Source organism: Actinoplanes sp. NPDC051513 (assembly GCF_044454685.1).
Taxonomy (GTDB): Bacteria; Actinomycetota; Actinomycetes; order Mycobacteriales; family Micromonosporaceae; genus Actinoplanes.
This window is the reverse complement of the sequence record NZ_JBITDW010000001.1, coordinates 1076177-1094230: the sequence shown is the minus strand read 5'-3', so window position 1 is coordinate 1094230 and position 18054 is coordinate 1076177. Positions and strand designations below refer to the sequence as shown.

General features: G+C 71.5%; 14 protein-coding genes and 1 pseudogene. 10 read left to right on the top strand and 5 right to left on the bottom strand.

Annotation, left to right across the window (positions count from 1 at the left end; all coding sequences use genetic code 11):
* Positions 1–480: 480 nt before the first annotated feature.
* Together ACIA5D_RS05335 and ACIA5D_RS05330 are read right to left on the bottom strand one after the other, a co-directional pair.
* Positions 481–1350 (bottom strand): annotated as a pseudogene (locus ACIA5D_RS05335) (DUF5667 domain-containing protein); the annotation flags it as partial.
* A 181-nt stretch (positions 1351–1531) separates the two neighbouring features.
* Positions 1532–2398 carry an ECF subfamily RNA polymerase sigma factor, BldN family gene (locus tag ACIA5D_RS05330; protein ID WP_396028608.1) on the bottom strand — a complete coding sequence of 289 codons (867 nt, stop codon included), beginning with the start codon at positions 2396–2398 and terminating at the stop codon, positions 1532–1534.
* A gap of 459 nt (positions 2399–2857) precedes the next feature.
* Here ACIA5D_RS05330 and ACIA5D_RS05325 point away from each other — a divergent pair, with 459 nt between their 5' ends.
* The 8 genes from ACIA5D_RS05325 (at position 2858) to hemB (ending at position 10998) form a co-directional block, all read left to right on the top strand.
* Positions 2858–4345 carry an AMP-binding protein gene (locus tag ACIA5D_RS05325; protein WP_396028549.1) on the top strand — a complete coding sequence of 496 codons (1488 nt, stop codon included), beginning with the start codon at positions 2858–2860 and terminating at the stop codon, positions 4343–4345.
* Complete coding sequence (locus ACIA5D_RS05320; RefSeq protein WP_396028548.1) at positions 4342–4590, top strand: glutaredoxin family protein; 249 nt, start codon at positions 4342–4344, stop codon at positions 4588–4590. Before ACIA5D_RS05325 ends, ACIA5D_RS05320 begins: the two co-directional genes overlap by 4 nt.
* Before the next feature lie 10 nt (positions 4591–4600).
* The gene (locus ACIA5D_RS05315; RefSeq protein ID WP_396028547.1) at positions 4601–5242 is read left to right on the top strand and encodes an HAD family hydrolase; all 642 of its coding nucleotides are present in this window, start codon (positions 4601–4603) and stop codon (positions 5240–5242) included.
* Between the two features lie 221 nt (positions 5243–5463).
* Positions 5464–6210 (top strand): redox-sensing transcriptional repressor Rex, encoded by a 747-nt coding sequence (locus ACIA5D_RS05310; RefSeq protein ID WP_396028546.1) that lies wholly within the window; start codon positions 5464–5466, stop codon positions 6208–6210.
* Positions 6207–7496: a glutamyl-tRNA reductase gene (locus tag ACIA5D_RS05305; RefSeq protein ID WP_396028545.1), complete on the top strand. Its 1290-nt coding sequence runs from the start codon at positions 6207–6209 to the stop codon at positions 7494–7496. The genes ACIA5D_RS05310 and ACIA5D_RS05305 overlap by 4 nt, the downstream gene beginning before the upstream one ends.
* Positions 7493–8419 carry a hydroxymethylbilane synthase gene (hemC, locus tag ACIA5D_RS05300; RefSeq protein WP_396028544.1) on the top strand — a complete coding sequence of 309 codons (927 nt, stop codon included), beginning with the start codon at positions 7493–7495 and terminating at the stop codon, positions 8417–8419. The genes ACIA5D_RS05305 and hemC overlap by 4 nt, the downstream gene beginning before the upstream one ends.
* A complete protein-coding gene (locus ACIA5D_RS05295; RefSeq protein WP_396028543.1) occupies positions 8416–10002 on the top strand; it encodes a uroporphyrinogen-III synthase in 1587 nt (528 codons plus the stop codon). Before hemC ends, ACIA5D_RS05295 begins: the two co-directional genes overlap by 4 nt.
* A gap of 15 nt (positions 10003–10017) precedes the next feature.
* Positions 10018–10998, top strand: coding sequence for a porphobilinogen synthase (gene hemB, locus ACIA5D_RS05290; RefSeq protein WP_396028542.1), 981 nt, complete (start codon positions 10018–10020; stop codon positions 10996–10998).
* On the opposite strand, the gene ACIA5D_RS05285 is transcribed toward hemB, so the two are convergent.
* Positions 10999–12018 carry a GNAT family N-acetyltransferase gene (locus tag ACIA5D_RS05285; protein ID WP_396028541.1) on the bottom strand — a complete coding sequence of 340 codons (1020 nt, stop codon included), beginning with the start codon at positions 12016–12018 and terminating at the stop codon, positions 10999–11001. It lies immediately after the preceding gene.
* Positions 12019–12109: 91 nt separating this feature from the next.
* A complete protein-coding gene (locus tag ACIA5D_RS05280) occupies positions 12110–13504 on the bottom strand; it encodes a murein transglycosylase (RefSeq protein WP_396028540.1) in 1395 nt (464 codons plus the stop codon).
* A gap of 121 nt (positions 13505–13625) precedes the next feature.
* Between ACIA5D_RS05280 and ACIA5D_RS05275 the strand changes: the two genes are divergently transcribed.
* Both ACIA5D_RS05275 and ACIA5D_RS05270 read left to right on the top strand, forming a co-directional pair.
* Positions 13626–13841, top strand: a complete 216-nt coding sequence (locus ACIA5D_RS05275; protein WP_396028539.1) for a zinc ribbon domain-containing protein — start codon at positions 13626–13628, stop codon at positions 13839–13841.
* Positions 13842–14721: 880 nt separating this feature from the next.
* Entirely contained in the window at positions 14722–17454 is a 2733-nt protein-coding gene (locus tag ACIA5D_RS05270) for an adenylate/guanylate cyclase domain-containing protein (RefSeq protein ID WP_396028538.1), read from the top strand.
* Here ACIA5D_RS05270 and ACIA5D_RS05265 read toward each other — a convergent pair.
* Positions 17420–17920, bottom strand: coding sequence for a phospholipase (locus tag ACIA5D_RS05265; protein ID WP_396028537.1), 501 nt, complete (start codon positions 17918–17920; stop codon positions 17420–17422). The genes ACIA5D_RS05270 and ACIA5D_RS05265 overlap by 35 nt on opposite strands.
* Between the last annotated feature and the right edge of the window lie 134 nt (positions 17921–18054).

Genomic DNA, 18054 nt, shown 5'->3' with positions numbered 1-18054 from the left:
GAACCGGCGAAGTTCACCCTGGTCAGACCGCCCGGCCTGCACGACACTACGAACAACGGCCACCTGAACCTCCCGAGAAGATTCGCCTCTCCTCAGCGTGATCAGGTGGCCGTTCCATGCCAGTCCCTCCACAGAGCGACTGAACACAGCCCAGACGTTAAACGCGAAGCTTAGTGGATGCTTCTAGTGGATGCCGAAGAGTTCCCCGAGCAGGCCACCCACCGGGTCCGAGCCGTCGTCCGTGCCGCTGTCGCCGGCGTCCGGTGACTCGGAGACCAGCGGCGTGCCGCCGAGCGGCAGGGTCGGCGCCGTCGACTTGGCGGGCGCGTCCGGGTCCGCGGCGTTGGTGGTCGTGCTGGGCGAGACGGACGGGTTGGCCCGTTCCGGCTTGACCTTCGACGCCTTGGGGTCGCGGGTCGTCGCCTTGCCGCTGTGTCCGGCGGGCCGGTTGGCGGTGTCCGTCCCCTGTGCCGTGGTCGTGCAGTCGCGCAGCTTTGGCCCGAGCGTGTCGGCGCCGGCCGACAGCACCGTCGCGCAGTTCAGACCGGCCCGCAGGTCCCCGGTGCGCCGGCTCACCGCTTCCAGCAGCGCCAGCGACGCCGCGGCCCGCTCCTGGTTGGCCGGGCTGAGCCGGTCCAGCGCCGGCGCCAGGGTCTGGCGCTGCCGGTCGACGAAGGCGTCGACCGTGGCCAGGGGCTTGACGTCGCGGCGGGCGACCGCCGAGGTGTCCAGCAGGCGTACGCCCCGGCGGGTGCTGGCGTCCATGTCGTCGAGCACCCCGGCGAACCCGGCGGCGTCGCCCGGCATGGAAGCCGCCTCGGCGAGCCGGGTGCGGGCGAAGTCCAGCGACAGCTGGCCCCGGCTGACGTCGGAGCCGGCCATGGCCAGCTGGGCGCGCTCGGTGGAGCGCTTGACCCCGTACAAGGCGTCGCCGGGCGACGCGTTCTCACTCGCCGCGGAGATGCCCGAGACCGCCAGCGCGCCGGCGGCCACGCCGATCACGATCGCGCCACGCGCCCGGGTCCGCCGGCCACCGCCACCCAGGAGCAGGCCGCGTATGCGGGTGCTTCCCTGGAGTGTGGTGGCCGCGGGCTCCGCGGCGTTGCCGGCGATGTCGTTCCCGACGCCGTCCCGCTCGACGGTGGCGACCAGCATCGCCCGCAGACCGTCGCGGAACTCGGAATCGACCTGGGTCTCAGGCTTGGCCGCCCTGACGGTGGTGACGACGGCGACCAGTTCGACGAGACTCTCATCGGCCTGGCCGTGGCTGTGCCGCCGGCCGCCGTAGGGCTCGTCGAGAAGCTCCGCGAAGCGCTCGGCGCGCCGCCGGTCCAGGAAATCGAAACTCATCGCGGGCACCTCCCCTCGCTCGTGACTGTCTCGTCGGCAGCGTCGCCGACGGTCGCGACGATGCCGGTGGCCGCCGAGGCCTGCCGGGGTCGCACCCGGACAAACGCGTGAGGCTCGTCCCCGGTTACGGGGACGAATGGCTGGTATCGCGCTGCGGAGATCGACATGTGCTGTAGTCGGATCACCACTGGAACCCTTCGGGCAGCAGCCGGGCGAGCGCCCGGACGGCCCGGTACTGGAGCGCCTTGATGGCCCCCTCGTTCTTGCCCATGGTCTGCGCGGTCTCGGCTACCGAGAAGCCCTGGAGGAAGCGGAGCACGATGCACTCCTGCTGCTCCGGGTTGAGCTGCTTGACCGCGGTGAGCAGGGCCACGTTGGTGATGTGGTCGACCACGGCCGACTCGGGGCTGCCCTCGGGCCCGCGGTCCTCGCGGTCGGCGTCGAGCACGTCGCCGGTGGTGACCTCGAGGCGGTAGCGGCCGGACTTGAAGTGGTCGGCCACCAGGTTGCGGGCGATCGTGACGAGCCAGGCGCCGAGGTCGCGGCCCTGCCAGGTGAAGCTGCCGATCCGCTTGAGGGCCCGCAGGAAGGTGTCCGAGGTCAGGTCCTCGGCGAGCTGGCGATTGCCGACCCGGAAGTAGACGAACCGGAAGACGGTGTCCACGTACCGGTCGTAGATCAGCCCGAAGGCCTCGGCCTCGCCGGCCTGCGCGCGCTCGACCAGCGCCCACACCTCGGCGGCAGCGTCGCCCGGGTCGGGGCGGGCCGGGTACTTGGGCGGCTCGGTCTCGGTCGGCGGGCCGGAGGTGCTCTGCGCCGGCACCACCACGGTGAGGTCGTTGGACGGGCTCTCCGGAAGGTTGCTGCGCTGGCCCGCGGTGGGCTGGGCCGGCATGGCCGGCCGGCCCGGCACCGCGACCCGGCCGCCACTGTTGGGCAGCGGCTTGGCGTTGCCGGCCGGGGGGATCCGGACGCCCGGTGATTCGTTGACGTGGCGGCGGTTGCTGGTGCGCTTGGCTCCTTCGCCCCGGATCGTGTTGGTGATCATCGAGTCGACGGACTGACGCAGGGCGGTCAGGCCCTCTGGGAAGGCCAGGCGGTACGGGTCCCCGGCGTACACATGACTCACTTCGCCTCCTCGTCCCGGCGGTTCTGGTCCCGCCGCGCATCCGTCCCGCCAGGCGTGGATGAGCGGAAATTCCGTGCTTTTTGTGGCACAGCGGCCTCCTCGGGATGAGGGGTGATCACTCATAGCAAAACGGGTGGGGCGGCCCACAATTCGTCGGACCAACCTCACCCAGGGCTGTGGAGTCCGTTACACAGACGCGAAGTATCACGGACTCCGAACACACGGAGTCGCACACCGTGTGCGCTGCGCGAAAATAGTACGAAGTGGCGCAGACAAGACACAAGGAACGTCTGACACGATGGTGGACACCCCGGGTCCGCCAACGGACAAGCTGTCCGCCGTCCCCCTGAGGGCGCACCTGTGCCAGACTCGTGCGTCGTGGACGAGATTGCTGCCGCCGCCAGTTCACGACCGGACCGCCCCGCGCTCATCACCCCGACGATCACGCTGACCTGGGCCGAGTTGGATGCCCGGGTGGAGGCGGCCGCGCGCCGGCTGGTGATGCTGGCCAGGCCGGGCGAACGGGTCGCGATCGTTCTCGGCAACTCGATCGACTTCGTGGTCACGCACTACGGGGTGCTGCGCGCCGGCCGGGTCGCCGTGCCGCTCAATCCCGGCTACACGTCCGACGAGCTCGACTACGCGATCGCGGATTGCCAGGCCGCGGTCGTGGTGGCCGAGCAGGCGGCCCGCGCCAAACTGCGGTCGTCGACGCCTCCCTGCGTACCCCCTGATCTCGCCGGGCCGAGCGGCGACCTGCCGCAGGTCTCGGCAGATGATCTCGCCGTCCTGCTCTATACGTCCGGGACCAGCGGGCGTCCGAAGGGCGCGATGCTCACGCGCGCCGCGCTCGCCGCCAACCATGAGCAGCTCGATGCGATCGAGCCACCCGTCGTGGGGCCGGACGACGTCGTGCTGCTCGCGATGCCGCTCTTTCACGCCTACGGGTTGAACACCGGCCTCGGCACGGTCGTGCACCCCGCGGCGACCGGGGTGCTGATCGACCGGTTCGACCCGGCGGCTTCGCTCTCCGTGATTGCCGAGCGTGCCGTCACGGTGACGGTCGGGGTTCCCAGTATGTACGCGGAGTGGTCACGGCAGCCGTCGGCCGACACCGCGCTCAGCAGCGTGCGCACGGCGGTGTGCGGCGCGGCGCCGCTCGCCCCGGCCGAGGCCGCCAGGTTCTCCGCGGCGACCGGCAAGACCATCCTGATCGGGTACGGGTTGACCGAGACCGCCCCGGTGCTCACCACGACGGCCGTCAGCGATCGCGGCAAGCCCGGCTCGATCGGCCGGCCCCTCCCGGGCGTCTCTCTCCGGCTGCGCACCGCGGCCGGCGACGTGCTCTGGGAGGACGGCACCGCCTCACCCGAGGAAGACCTGGCCGAGCTCGACCTCTCGGTGGCCGATTCGGCGGGAACCGACCCCGGCGAGATCGTGGTGCGGGGCGCCAACCTCTTCTCCGGCTACTGGCCCGACGGCCGCGACGGTCCGGGCGCCGACGGCTGGTGGGCGACCGGCGATATCGCGTACGCGGATGGCGACGGCGACCTGCACCTGGTCGACCGGATCGGCGAGCTGATCCTGGTGAACGGCTTCAACGTCTACCCGGCCGAGATCGAGCGGGTGCTCGACGCGCACCCGGCCGTGGCCGAGTCGGCGGTGGTCGCGGTGCCCGACGACGAATCGGGGCAGCGGCCGCACGCGTACGTCGTCTCCGCGCTCGAACTCGCGCCCACCCCCGCCGAGCTGCAGGTCTACTGCGCCGGCCAGCTGGCCCGGTTCAAGCTGCCGAGCATCGAGCTGGTCCGTGAGCTGCCACACTCGATCATCGGCAAGGTGCGGAAGCGTGAGATCGCCTCATGAGTCGCGTCACGCTGATCAGCCGGGACGGCTGCCACCTGTGCGCGGAGGCCGAGGCCACGCTCGACCGCATCGTGCCTGGCCAGTGGGCCCGGGTCGACGTGGATTCGGACGTCGAACTCCAGCGCGACTACGGCGACCGGGTGCCGGTGGTGCTGCTCGACGGCGCCGAACACGGCTACTGGAAGGTCGAGGAGGCCCGCCTGCTGCGGGATTTGGCGAGACAGCCGGGGGAGCCCCGCATATAGGTTGTCTGCCGTGACACGTACGCATCTTGTCTGGGACTGGAACGGCACCCTTCTCGACGACCTCAGCCTCGTGGTCTCGGCCACCAACCACGCGTTCGCGGCGGTGGGCGGTCGCGTAGTCGACAGCGACGAGCACCGCGCGCGGTTCCGCCGCCCGGTCGCCGAGTTCTACGCCGAGATCCTCGGGCGGGCGGTCGACGACGAGGAGTTCGGCCGGCTCGACAAGATCTTCCACGACGCGTACCGGGTCGGGCTGACCAGCATGACGCTGGCGGCCGACGCCAAGGCCGCGCTCACCTCGTGGCCGGGCTCGCAGTCGCTGCTGTCCATGTGGTTCCACAGCGAGCTGGTGCCCGCCGTCGAGACGTACGGGCTGAACGGCGTCTTCACCCGGGTGGACGGCCTGCGCACCGAGGTCGGCGGTCACCTCAAGGCCGGGCACCTGGCGGCCCACCTGGAGGGGCTGGCGGTCCCCGGCTCGCGGGCGGTGCTGATCGGCGACTCGCTGGACGACGCGGCCGCGGCCGACTCGGTGGGCGCCGAGGTCGTGCTGTACACGGGCGGTTTCACCCACCCCGACCGGCTGCGCGCCTCGGGCCGTCCGGTTGCCGACACCCTGGTCCAGGCGGTCGAGATCGCCAGGTCGCTGTAACGGGTGGTCGTTACCCTGACGAGCGGGGCATACTTTTGACGGACGGATCCACTAGCACGCTAATGGATCTCTGTCCACTCGTAACTTCAAGATCGCGATTTGTGCACGCCTTCACAAGCGCCTACTCTGTGACTTCGAAGAGCCCCGCTATCACAGCCGGTCGAGCCGGGCGTCAGAGGGCTCGCACCCGCAGGTTCGACACCTCGTCGGCACGGAGTCAGATGAGTCAGCAGCGTCACGGAAGCACGCCCGGCAAAGGCTCGGGCAACGTCCCGGCCTTCCCGGATCTCCCGGAGGCGACGATCGCCCGGCTGCCCGAGTACCTTCGCGCCTTGCACAACCTGGGCGAGGGCGGGGCCGACACGATCTCCAGCGAGGGTCTCGCGGCCGCCGCCGGGGTGAACTCGGCGAAGCTCCGCAAGGACCTCTCCCACCTCGGGTCGTACGGCACCCGCGGCGTCGGCTACGACGTCGCCCTGCTCATCGAGCAGATCGAGTACGTGCTCGGCCTCGACCAGCGCCGGGCGGTGTGCCTGGTCGGCGTCGGTAACCTCGGTCACGCGCTCGCCGGGTACGACGGCTTCGCCAGTCGCGGGTTCAAGATCGTGGCGCTGTTCGACGCCGACGAGGCCAAGGTCGGTGAAGAGATACACGGTCTCGTCGTGCGGCACATCGACGAGCTCGGCCTGGTCGCGGTCGAGGAGAGCATCGCGATCGGGGTCATCGCGACTCCGGCCGGCGCCGCCCAGGCCGTCGCCGACGAACTGGTCGCCGCGGGCGTCACCAGCATCCTCAACTTCGCGCCGTGCGTGCTGTCCGTGCCGGCCGGCGTCGACGTTCGCAAGGTCGACCTCGCGATCGAGCTGCAGATCCTCTCATTCCACGAGCACCGCAAGGCGACGCTCACCGCGCTGCCCGGCGGCCGGTCCGCCACGGGGGCGGGAAATCAGGAGGCGGTCGGGTCGTGAACCTGCTCAGCGTCGGTGCGTCCTACCGCACCGCCGACGTCAGCACGCTGGAACGGCTCACCATCGCGGAAGAGTCCGTTCCCGCGCTCCTGCAGAAGCTGGTCAGCCAGCCGTACATCGGTGAGGCCGTGCTGTTGTCCACCTGCAACCGGGTGGAGATCTACGCCGCGGTCAGCGGGTTCCACGGCGGCCTCGGCGACGTCTGCAACGTGCTCTCCGAGGCGTCCGGCATCCCGGCCACCGAGCTGGCCGGCCACCTGTACGTGCACTACGACGAGGCGGCGGTGCTGCACTCGTTCAAGGTGTCGTCGGGGCTCGACTCGATGGTCGTCGGCGAGTCGCAGATCCTCGGGCAGCTGCGGGACGCCTACCACGCGGCCAGCGAGGCCGACACCGCCGGCCGCCTGCTGCACGAGCTCATGCAGCAGGCCCTGCGGGTCGGTAAACGCGCGCACGCCGAGACCGGCATCGACAAGGCGGGCCAGAGCGTGGTCACCGCCGCACTCGAGGTCGCGTCCTCGCACCTGGGCGACCTCGAGGGAAAGCCCGCGCTGGTCATCGGCGCGGGCGCGATGGGCGCGCTCTCGGTGGCCACCCTCACCCGGGCCGGCGTCGGCCCGGTGAAGATCAGCAACCGCAGCGCGGCGCGGGCCGACCGGCTCGCCGAGGCGTACGGCGCGGTGGCCGTCCCGTTCGAGGAGCTGGACGCCGCCCTGCGCGAGGCCGACCTGGTGATCACCGCGACCGCCGCGACCGAGCCGGTGCTGACCCGGGCCCGCCTGGAGGCGGCCGGGGCGCTGGTCGTGCTCGACCTGGCCGTTCCGCGCGACGTGGCCCCCGACGCGGCGGCCCTGCCGGGCATCACCGTCATCGACATCGACAGCCTCGCGGCCTCGCGGCGCGCGCTGCCGGCCGCGGCCGAGACCGCCGCCGTCGAGCAGATCGTCACCGGCGAGGTCGAGCACTTCCTCGGCTGGCTGCGCGGCGCCGACATCGCGCCGACCGTGGCCGCCCTGCGGACCCGCGCCGAGGACGTGGTCGCGGGCGAGCTGCGCAAGCTCTACTCCCGGCGGTCGGAATTCACGGATGAGCAGCGAGCGGATGTTTCCCGTACGCTGCATCGGGTCGTTCAGCAGCTGCTGCACTCGCCGACCGTGCGGGTCCGTCAGCTCGCCGCCGAACCGGGCGGCGATCAGTACGCGGCGCTGCTGCGTGAGCTGTTCGACCTTGACGTCCCGCATGCCACCCAGGCTGACGCCGTACCCGAGATCGGAGGAAAAGCGTGACGGCCCCACTGCGCCTAGGCACCCGCGGCAGCGCGCTGGCCCTCGCCCAGTCGCAGCTCACCGCCGATGCGCTGACGGCCGCCACCGGCCGCCCGGTCGAGCTGGTGCGCATCGTCACTGCCGGCGACCGCTCGGCCGCACCGGTCGCCCAGCTGGGCGTGGGCGTCTTCGTCTCGGCGCTGCGCGACGCGCTGCTGGCCCGCGAGATCGACTTCGCCGTTCACTCGTACAAGGACCTGCCCACCGGCGCGCATCCCGGCCTGCACATCGCGGCCGTCCCGCCCCGGGAAGACCCTCGTGACGTGCTCATCTCCTCCGGTGACCGCGGGCTCGCCGAGCTGCCGCCGGGCGCCACGATCGGCACCGGAGCGGTGCGCCGAATCGCGCAACTGCTGGCTTTGGGCCTAGAGTTGCAGGTCACGCCGATCCGCGGGAACGTCGACAGCCGGATCGCCCGGGTCCACGGACCCGAGGCCAACCTGGACGCCGTCGTCCTCGCCCGGGCCGGCGTGGCCCGTCTCGGCCGGGCCGCCGAGATCACCGAAACGCTCGACCCGATGCTCATGCTGCCCGCCCCGGCCCAGGGCGCGCTGGCGGTGGAGTGCCGGGCCGACTCCGACCTGGTCGAGCTGCTGGCCGCGCTCGACCACGCACCGTCCCGGGCCGCCGTCGTGGCGGAACGGGCGATGCTGGCCACGCTCGAGGCCGGGTGCTCCGCCCCGGTCGCGGCATACGCCGAGTTCGCCGAGGGCGAGAACGGCGACGAGATCTACCTGCGCGGTGCGGTGATCAGTCCGGATGGGACCCGAGCCATCCGCCTGTCGCGCACCGGAACGCCCGCCGACGCGGCGGAGATCGGCAAGGCACTCGCCGCCGACCTCCTCGAGAACGGCGCCGATACCCTGATGGGGAGCAAAGAATGACCACCCGCACCGCCCGCAAGCCAGCAGGCCGCATCGCATTCGTCGGGGCCGGACCCGGCGACCCGGAGCTGCTGACCCGTCGCGCGCATGCCGCGCTCACCGACGCCGACCAGGTGGTGTTCGACCGGGGAGTCCCCGACTCCCTGCTGTCCGCGATCAAGGCGGAGGCCAAGGCGGACGCCCAGTTCAGCCCGGCCGAGGGAGCGCCCGGCGACGTCGCCAAGGTGCTGCTCTCCGCGGCGAAGTCCGGTCTATCCGCCGTGCACCTGGTCGCCGGCGACCCGTTCGGCCACGACTCCGTGGTCAAGGAGGTGCAGGCGGTCGCTCGCACCGCGGTGCACTTCGAGGTCGTGCCCGGCATCGGCCAGGCCGAGGGTGTCGCCACCTACGCGGGCGTCCCGCTGCCGTCCGTGCGCACCACGGCCGACGTCGGCGACGTCGCCGCGCTCGACTTCGACGCGCTCGCCGCCTCGTCCCGCAAGGGCTCGTTCGCCGTGGCGGTCGACGCCGGCGACCTGGCCGCCGTGCGCGACGGGCTGCTCGCGGCCGGCGTGGAGCCCGGCACCCCGGTCGCGGTGACCGGCGACGGCACCGGCGAGACCCAGTACACGACAACCTCCACCGTCGACAGCTTCGTCGCCGCCGCGCTCGGCTTCACCGGCCGGGTCGTGCTGACCGTCGGCGCCGACGTGGCCGAGCGCGACGCGCTGAGCTGGTGGGAGAACCGCCCGCTCTACGGCTGGAAGGTGCTCGTCCCGCGCACCAAGGAGCAGGCCGGCGCGATGAGCGCGCGCCTGCGGGCGTACGGCGCGATCCCGTGCGAGGTGCCGACCATCGCGGTCGAGCCGCCGCGCACGCCCGCCCAGATGGAGCGGGCGGTCAAGGGCCTGGTCGACGGCCGGTACGCCTGGGTCGTCTTCACCTCGGTCAACGCGGTCCGCGCCGTCTGGGAGAAGTTCGACGAGCACGGCCTCGACGCCCGCCACTTCGGCGGTGTGAAGATCGCCTGCATCGGGGAGGCCACCGCCGAGGCGGTCCGCTCCTTCGGCATCCAGCCCGAGCTGATCCCGGCCGACGACCAGTCGAGCGAGGGGCTGCTGGCCGAGTTCTCCCCGCACGACGAGATCCTCGACCCGGTCGGCCGGGTGCTGCTGCCTCGCGCCGACATCGCCACCGAGACGCTCGCGGCCGGACTCATCGAGCGCGGCTGGGAGGTCGACGACGTGACGGCGTACCGCACGGTCCGCGCCGCCCCGCCGCCGGCCGAGATCCGCGACGCGATCAAGTCGGGTGGCTTCGACGCGGTGCTGTTCACCTCGTCCAGCACCGTACGCAACCTGGTCGGCATCGCCGGCAAGCCGCACGCCCGCACGGTCGTCGCGGTGATCGGCCCGAAGACCGCCGAGACCGCGACCGAGTTCGGCCTGCGCGTCGACGTCCAGCCCCAGCACGCCTCGGTGCCGGACCTGGTCGAGGCGCTCGCGTCGTACGCGGTCGAGCTGCGCGAGAAGCTGGCCGCCATGCCGGCCAAGCAGCGCCGCGGCTCCAAGGTGCAGGGACCCACCGCTCTTCGCTTCCGCTAAGTCTTGGAGCCCGCCATGTCGTACCCCGATGTGCGTCCGCGCCGGCTACGGCGTACCCCGGCCCTCCGCCGCTTGGTAGAGGAGACGCGGGTCGCGCCGTCCGAGCTGGTTCTGCCCCTCTTCCTCAAGGAGGGGCTGACCGAGCCGCGGCCGATCAGCTCGCTGCCCGGCGTCGTGCAGCACTCGCGGGAATCGCTGCGCAAGGCCGCGCACGAGGCGGTCAGTGCGGGCGTCGGCGGGCTGATGCTGTTCGGCGTGCCTACCAACGATCACAAGGACGAGACCGGCTCGGCCGGGCTCGACCCCGCCGGCATCCTGAACGTCGGTATCGGCGATCTCGTCGCCGAGGTGGGCGACGCCACGGTCATCATGAGCGACCTGTGCCTGGACGAGTTCACGTCGCACGGCCACTGCGGAGTGCTGGCGCCGGACGGTTCCGTGGACAACGACGCCACATTGGCCATTTATGCCGATATGGCGGTAGCGCAGGCTTCCGCCGGGGCGCACATGGTCGGGCCGTCGGGAATGATGGACGGCCAGGTCGGCGTTGCCCGGCAGGCATTGGACAAAGCGGGTTATCAGGACACTTCGATCCTGGCGTACTCGGCGAAGTATGCGGGCGCGTTTTACGGCCCGTTCCGCGAGGCCGTCGAGTCCACTCTCAAGGGCGACCGCCGCCAGTACCAGCAGGACCCGGCCAACCTGCGCGAGGCGCTGCGCGAGGTCGACCTCGACGTCGCCGAGGGCGCCGACATCGTCATGGTCAAACCGGCCCTGGCGTACCTCGATGTGATCGCCGCGATCCGCGACCGCGTCACCGTGCCGGTAGCCGCCTACCAGGTCTCCGGCGAGTACGCGATGGTCGAGGCCGCCGCCGCGAACGGCTGGATCGACCGCGACCGCATAATCATGGAGACGCTGACGTCGATCAAGCGCGCCGGCGCCCAGATCATCCTCACCTACTGGGCCGCCGAGGTCGCCCGGCACCTGCGCTGATCACTCGACCGGCTCGAGGATCTGTACGAGCTGGGCGACGTCCGCGCCGTACTCGTACCAGTCGCGGTCGGGCTGATAGCCCAGCTCGGCGTTGACCTTCAGCATCGACTCGTTGTTGTGCGCGTTCCAGGTCTGTACCTCGCGCAGGCCCGGCTCGGCCGCGCGCAGCTCGAACAGCATCCGTGCCTTGAGTGCCCGGTCGATGCCGTAACCGCGGTGCGCCCGCACGACGATCGTGTCGTACTGGTCGGCGCGCTCGGGATGTTGCGCCGGCACGACCACCTCGGTCAGGCCCGCGACGTCGCCGCTCGCCTGGTGGATCGCCAGCACGATGTACGGCTTCAGGCCGCGCTTGTGCAGCGTCTCCAGCGAGTCACGCAGCCGCTGCGGGTCGGAGGAGCGGGGCGCCAGGTCGAGGTCGTCATCGTCGTCCTGCGCTTCCAGCTTGGCCTGGGCGTACGCCTCCAGCAGCTCTTCGGGCGGGCCGCCCGGGTGATATTCCACCCGGAAGCCGGCCGCGATGCCGTCGGCCATCTCGCGCAGCGCCGGCCAGTCGACCGAGGACAGGTTGAGCACGCTGCGGGTCTCGACGTACTCCCGCTCGAAGCCCAGCGACTCGTAGAAGGGGATCGCCGGGGTGCCGCCGATCGCCTCCACACCGATCGACGAGAAGCCCTCGAGATAGGCACGGCGGGCGGCCATCGCCACCAGCTGCCGGCCCAGGCCACGGCGACGCAGCGACGGTTTGACCATCACCTCGAGCACACCGATATCGCCGAGCAGCAGGATGCTGACGTGCGCGAAGATCTCACTCTCTCCCTCGGGGAGACGGTCGTCCTCGGCCACCCAGCAGATCCGGCGCTCGCCGGGCACGGTCTCGGCCAGATACTCCCTGACCTGGACGTCCTGCCACGGTGGATCGTCGGGGAGATCTGTGGCCAGCACAGCATTGACCGTCTCCACAAGCGATCGGATCTCCCCGGCCGACGCTGACCGGGGGTCCCATTCACGCACCCTCACCCGTACAGCTTGCCGTGCAGCGGACCTTCAGGGAAGTGCCGCGTACGGAAATGTGCGGGTGCCGTCACTGTGCGTCTATGTTCGTTTGCCATCATCGACTGCGCCGGCCGTAGTCGTTTGCCGCTTCGAAGACCTTTTGGGCGTACGGCTGAACAGCGTTGTACGAGAGAATCGCGTCCCACCAGGATTCCGCCTTGGACAGGTCGCGCCCACCCTGGCACAGGTAGATCGCGGCGGTAAGTGACGCATCGTCGATGTCGTTCGGGTCGGCCACGCCGTTGTTGTCGGCGTCCACCTTGTAGCTGTTCCACGTCGCCGGGATGAACTGAAGCGGACCGACGGCCCGGTCGTAGGTGACGTCGCCGTCCATCGTGCCCTGATCGGTGTCCCGGACCATCTGGCGGCCACCCTTGCCGTCCAGCGGCAGACCATAGATCGGCGGTTGCACCGAGCCGTCGGCGCCGAGCACCGCGCCGTTCGCGCTGCCGTGCGAGGACTCGACCTTGGCGAGCGCGGCGATCGTGGTCCAACTGAGGTGACAGGAGGGCATGGTCTTGGCAACGACGAGCTCCGCGTACCCGTAGGCCTGCACGGCCACTACCGGGATGCCGACCTTGGTGCCGATCTGCTCGGCCCAGCCGGTGAGCGCGTCGGCCGGGCGGGCGCCGGTCTGCGCTCCGACCTGGCCCTGGGTGGTCTGGCCCGGGATCGCCGCGGTGGTTCCGGTGGGGAAGCCGCCGGTGGCGCCGACGGGCGCGGAGGCGGTGGAGAGGTCGGTCGGCAGACTAGCCGCCGGCGCGGACGCCGCGCCGTTGCCGGCCTCACCCGGGAAGGCGGGGGTCGCGCTGGGCGTGGGTGCGGCTTCGAGAGCCTGGGGTACGAGGTACGCGCCGGCCGTGCCCGCCGCGCCGAGCAGGAGCAGGGCGATGACCGCGGGCAGGACGAGGCGGCCGCTGGGGCGCTTGGCCCACGCGGAGGTGTTGCGGCTCGCGTGCCGGACCGCCTGCACGGGCCGGGCGTTGCGCAGCCGACCCGGGCTGGCCGGCTTCTCCGGCGCTGTGGCTTTCCCGGCTTCCGCCGTTCCTGGCTCGGGCGTTCCCGGCTCGGGCTTTCCTGGCTCGGGTGCCTTCTCGGCGGGTGTGGCTGCCTCGGTCGTCAGGCCGGGCTGCGTCTTCTCGTCCTTGGCGGGCGGGGCGGCGGTGTCCTTCGCGGGTGCGGCCATTGCCTTCTCGGGCTCGGTTGCCCTCTCGGGCTCGGCCTTCTTATCCGACTCCACCGTGTTGGCCGATTTCGCTGTCGTCTCGCCCGTCTTGTCGCCCTTTTCGGATTTGTCGCCCGTGACCGACGACCCCACAGCCGTCGACTCCGGCTCCCTCGCGGGGCCCGCGTCGGGAGCCGCGCCGGAACTGCCGAGCGGCCCGCCCTGGTGCGGCGCTGCCGCCCGCAGTTCAGGTTGCCCCACCGGTGTCTCCCGCCCGTTCGCCACGGCCCGACCATACCCGCCGAAGGCTCGCCGCAAGAGGCCGCGTCGACGCCGGCGAATGACGTTACGGCTGGGTAGGGCTGCCGAGTGCATTTCTGTCATACCGGGGGCCTACTCTTTGCCAATGCCGCGTTACGAGTTCCGGTGCCGCGCCTGTGGCGACACGTTCGAGGTCAGCCGCCCGATGGCCGAGGCGTCCGCGCCCGCCGACTGCCCCCAGGGCCACAACGACACGGTCAAGCTGCTGTCCACCGTCGCGGTCGCCCGCGGCGCCGCCGGCGGCTCATCAGCCCCGGCCCCCTCCGGCGGCGGCGCCTGCGGCGGCGCCTGCGGCTGCTGACCCACCCGGGCCGGCTTGCCCACCCGGGCGGCTTGCCCACCCGGGCGGCTTGCCCACCCGGGCGGCTTGCCCACCCGGGCGGCTTGCCCACCCGGGCGGCTTGCCCACCCAGGCGGCTTGCCCACCCGGGCGGCTTGCCCGGCCAACCCCCGCGTGCCCGACGACGCCGCGACGGCTCGTCACCGGGCTGGCCCGATGGGGAAGAGCGGGCACCGTGTCGCGCAGCATCTCGGTGGTGACTTGCGCCGGTGGTCCGGTGGCTGCGTTCGAGGCGCTGCAGGTTGGGCGACTTGCGCGGGGTGGTCCGTTGGCTCCGATCAGGGGCTGCACGCTGGGCACCTGTGCGGGCGGTCCGATGGCTCCGATCAGGGGCTGCACGCCGGGCACCTGTGCGGGCGGTTCGGTGGCGGCGATCAGGGCGTTGCGCAGTGAGCGACTTGCGCGGGTGGGCTCGTGACGGCGATCAGGGCGCGGACGTGCGCCGGGTCGTCCCATGCGTGCAGGCCGATTCCATGCGTCCAGAAGGGGTGGCCTTCGCGGACGGCCGGGCATATGGTGCCCGGCGGTCGATCTCCGGGGGACGCGTGTGGTGGTCACGCAGCGGAGCGACCGTGCGACCGTGGAGAGACGCCGCGCGTGATGACTCCTCCGGGTACGTCCGAACGGTCGGCCGGAACTGACCAACCGCGGCGTGTCCTGGCTCGATCCATTTCGTTACGTCACGCGTAGTGCATAGAGAACGTCGATGACTGCCCGGCGAGTGTCGTCCGTCCGGGGTCGGCCGTGGCGGGAGATCGTTACCGTCCGTTTCTACGATGCACAGTGACGCTGTGATACGGCAGCATGAGTCACGACTTCCCAAAGGAGGCGGAGGTTCACCGTGTCGGGACGGACCGAGCTGCCGAGCGGCCTGGTGACCTTTATGTTCACCGACATTGAAGGCTCGACTCGTCTGGCCCGGATGCTCGGCGACGATTACGGACCTGTCCTTGGTGCTCACCGAGCGTTACTTCGGGATGCACTGAGCGACTTTGGCGGTGTCGAGCTCTTCACTGAGGGTGACTCATTCTTCGTTGCGTTCCGCGACGCTGGCGCCGCGATGGCGGCCTGTGTGGAGGCGCAACGGCGACTGTCCGCACACGAGTGGCCCGGTCGCGACGCGATGCCCCGGGTGCGGATGGGCATGCACACCGGCTTCGCCAAGCCGATCGGCGACGAGTACGCCAGCATCGAGGTCCACCGCGCCGCCCGCGTCGCCGCCGCAGCCCACGGAGGCCAGATCCTCTGCTCGGGCGCGACCGCGCTGGCCGTCCTCACCGCGGGAGCTGACATCCCCTTCGGAGCACGGGAAGCCGGCGCGAGGCCCGCCCCGAGCAAAACAGAAAAAAATAGGGCCCGGACCGCAACGCTTACCGTGGAACGCCCCAGCCAGGACCCGGTAGCCGACACCCTGGCCGGCGTCGACCTGCTCGACCTCGGCCCGCACCGCCTGCGCGGCTTCGACGACGACGAGCGCCTCTTCCAGGTGGTCGCCGCCGGCCTCGACCGCGAGTTCCCCCGCCCCCGCACCCCGGGCGCGGCCCGCCACAACCTCCCCGCCCCGCTCACCTCCTTCGTGGGCCGCCGCGCCGAGGTGGCCGAGCTCGCCGACCTGCTCACCCGCAACCGGATCGTCACGATCGCGGGTCCGGGTGGCGCCGGGAAGACGCGCCTGTCGCATGCGGTGGGGGAACAGGTGCTCGACACGTACGCGCAAGGAATCTGGACCGTCGATGCCGTCAGCGCGGCAACCGGCCTGGCTCCCGCGCTGGCCGCGGCCCTGGGCCTGCGCGCCGAGCCGGGCCGTCCGGTGCTCGACACCCTGCTCGAGCAATGCGCCGACCGGCGGATGCTGTTGCTGCTCCAGACCTGCGACGCCGCGCCCGCCGCCTGTGCCGGTCTGGTGCGCCGCCTGCTTTCCTCCTGCCCGGGCGTCGATGTGCTGGTCACCGGACGGGAGCCGCTCGGCGTGCACGGCGAGGTGGTTTGGCGGATTCCGCCGCTCTCGCCGGCCGACGCGTTCACCCTGCTCAGCGAGCGGGCCGAGGCCGCGCGCGGCGGACGGCCCGGCTGGGTCGACGAGAGCGACGAGCTGGCCCGGGTGGCCGCCCGGCTGGAGGGTTCGCCGCTCGCGGCGGAGCTCGCCGCCGGCCGGCTGCGGCTGTTCTCGGCCGGCCAGCTGCTGGCGCGCCTCGACGACCCGATCGCCGCCCTCGATCCAGTCAACGCCGATCTGGACAAGGACCATGAGCGCCACGACAGCCTGACCGCCTGCCTCGACTGGTCCTATCGGACGCTCAGCGTGCGCTCGGCCGCCCTGCTGCGCCGGCTGTCGGTCTTCGCCGGCCCGGTCGATCTCGCCGCGATCGAGTGGTGCGGCGCCGACGCGCTCGCCTCGCTCTCCGAGCTGACCGAGAAGTCCCTGATCGACGTCGTGCCGGGCCCGCTCTACCGGATGTCCGAGCAGGTGCGGGCGTACGCGGGCCGCCAGCTCGTTGCCGCCGGTGACGAGCGCGCCGCCCGGGAACGGCATGTGGCCTGGTCGCTGCACGCGCTCGGCGCGGTCACCGTGGACACCGACGGCCAGCCGCGCACCGTCTCCCTCACCGAGCTTGCCCCTTTTGTCAGCGAATGGCGGGCGGCTCTGCGCTGGGCCGCCACCGAGGGCAGCGTCGAGGCGGGCCTGCGACTGGCCGGTGCTCTCGATCCCTGGTGGCGCGAGCACGGGGGCGCGCGGGAAGGCCGTGACCAGCTGTTCCGCCTCTACCGGCGGCTGGGCGAGGCCTCCGTGCCACCCGCCGACCTGGCGGGCGCCTACCTGGTGCACGCCGGGCTGGCCGACGACCGGGACGAGCGGGTGCGCTTCTTCGAGCGGGCCGAGAAGGTGGCCGACAGCGAGAACCTGCTTGTCCGGGCGATCGCCGGCCACCGGATCACGCTGCTGGAGAACCGCGACTTCGAGGCGGCCGAGCAGTTCTGCCGCGAGGTGACGGCGCGGGCCGAGCAGTCCGGCGCGGCCGAGGCGGCGCTGCCGGCGGTGGTCACCCTGGCCGAGCTGCTGTGGCGGCGGGACGCGATCGACGAGGCGGCCGAGTTGCTGGGCGGCGCTCGCCAGCTGGAGGCCGGCCGCCCCGAGGATCGCGGCCGGCGCACCGTCGACTGGCTGCTGGGGATGGTGGCGCTGCGTCGCCGCGACCTGGTCGCCGCCCACGATCACCTGGTGGTGGCGCTGCGGTCCCGGCTGCGCCACGGCTTCCGGGGCGCGGCGGCGGACGCGGTCGCGGCGATCGCTGCGCGCTGCGCGCTGGGCGGCGACGCGGCGATGGCGGCCGTCCTGTTCGGCGGGGCCGAGGCGGCCCGCGGCGCCCGGCGTACCGACATGTTCGGACGGTTCTGGTCGGAACAGCAGTTGGCGCTGCGGGCCGCACTCGGCGATGCGGCGTTCGATGCCGCGTACGCGGATGGTGTGGGTCTCGGTTTTGATCGGATTGTGGCGATGGCCTTGGCGGTGGAGCACCCCGACCTGGAGGACGGCGCCGTCAGGTTTGCTGCATCAGGGCTGACGCTCGATTGAGATCGGCCTGCTTGACCGCGGACAGCGAACCGAAATTGTGCACGGCCTCGTAGTACGTCCAGGCCAGGCTGTAGCAGGCCGGGCGCACGATCGAGCTGTACGTGGCGCACTTCCGCTTGAGGTCGGCGTAGAAGGTGTCGTCGATCCGGCCCTTGTTGGCCGGGAACGCGCCGATGGCCTTGTAGTTGCGGTAGCCGAAGTCGTGGTGCCAGCAGGACAACGTGAAGTCGAAGCCGAGCGGCTTGTCCGGGCTGGCCGAGCAGTAGTCGGTGGACCAGTCGAAGTTGTAGGACTGCCAGGGCGTGCGGTTGAGGCGGGCCGCGTTCCAGGCGTTGGTGCTCGCCGCGTTGGGTTGGGTCCAGCCTAGGAGCACGGCCGGCTTGTCGTCGGTAGCGGCGGAGGCCGTGCCGGCGGGGACCAGCGCGGCCAGGGTGAGGACCAGAACGAGGAGGATGCGTCGGGTCATGGGGGCAGTTTTGGCCTCCGTCCCCGCGGCATACAGATCTGTCGATCGACTTTGGCGGCCATCGCCGAAGTTACCAACGGGTATTCCTTAACGATGGTTAATGTGATGTCCTGGAGGGCGGGCCTGCACCCGGC

What these genes read in the sequence shown, in the direction of transcription:
- ACIA5D_RS05320 (WP_396028548.1), top strand. Translation starts at nt 4,342, where the DNA reads ATGAGTCGCGTCACGCTGATCAGCCGGGACGGCTGCCACCTGTGCGCG.
- hemB (WP_396028542.1), top strand. Translation starts at nt 10,018, where the DNA reads ATGTCGTACCCCGATGTGCGTCCGCGCCGGCTACGGCGTACCCCGGCC.
- ACIA5D_RS05330 (WP_396028608.1), bottom strand. Translation starts at nt 2,398, where the DNA reads ATGATCACCAACACGATCCGGGGCGAAGGAGCCAAGCGCACCAGCAAC.
- ACIA5D_RS05295 (WP_396028543.1), top strand. Translation starts at nt 8,416, where the DNA reads ATGACCACCCGCACCGCCCGCAAGCCAGCAGGCCGCATCGCATTCGTC.
- ACIA5D_RS05265 (WP_396028537.1), bottom strand. Translation starts at nt 17,920, where the DNA reads ATGACCCGACGCATCCTCCTCGTTCTGGTCCTCACCCTGGCCGCGCTG.
- ACIA5D_RS05275 (WP_396028539.1), top strand. Translation starts at nt 13,626, where the DNA reads ATGCCGCGTTACGAGTTCCGGTGCCGCGCCTGTGGCGACACGTTCGAG.
- ACIA5D_RS05310 (WP_396028546.1), top strand. Translation starts at nt 5,464, where the DNA reads ATGAGTCAGCAGCGTCACGGAAGCACGCCCGGCAAAGGCTCGGGCAAC.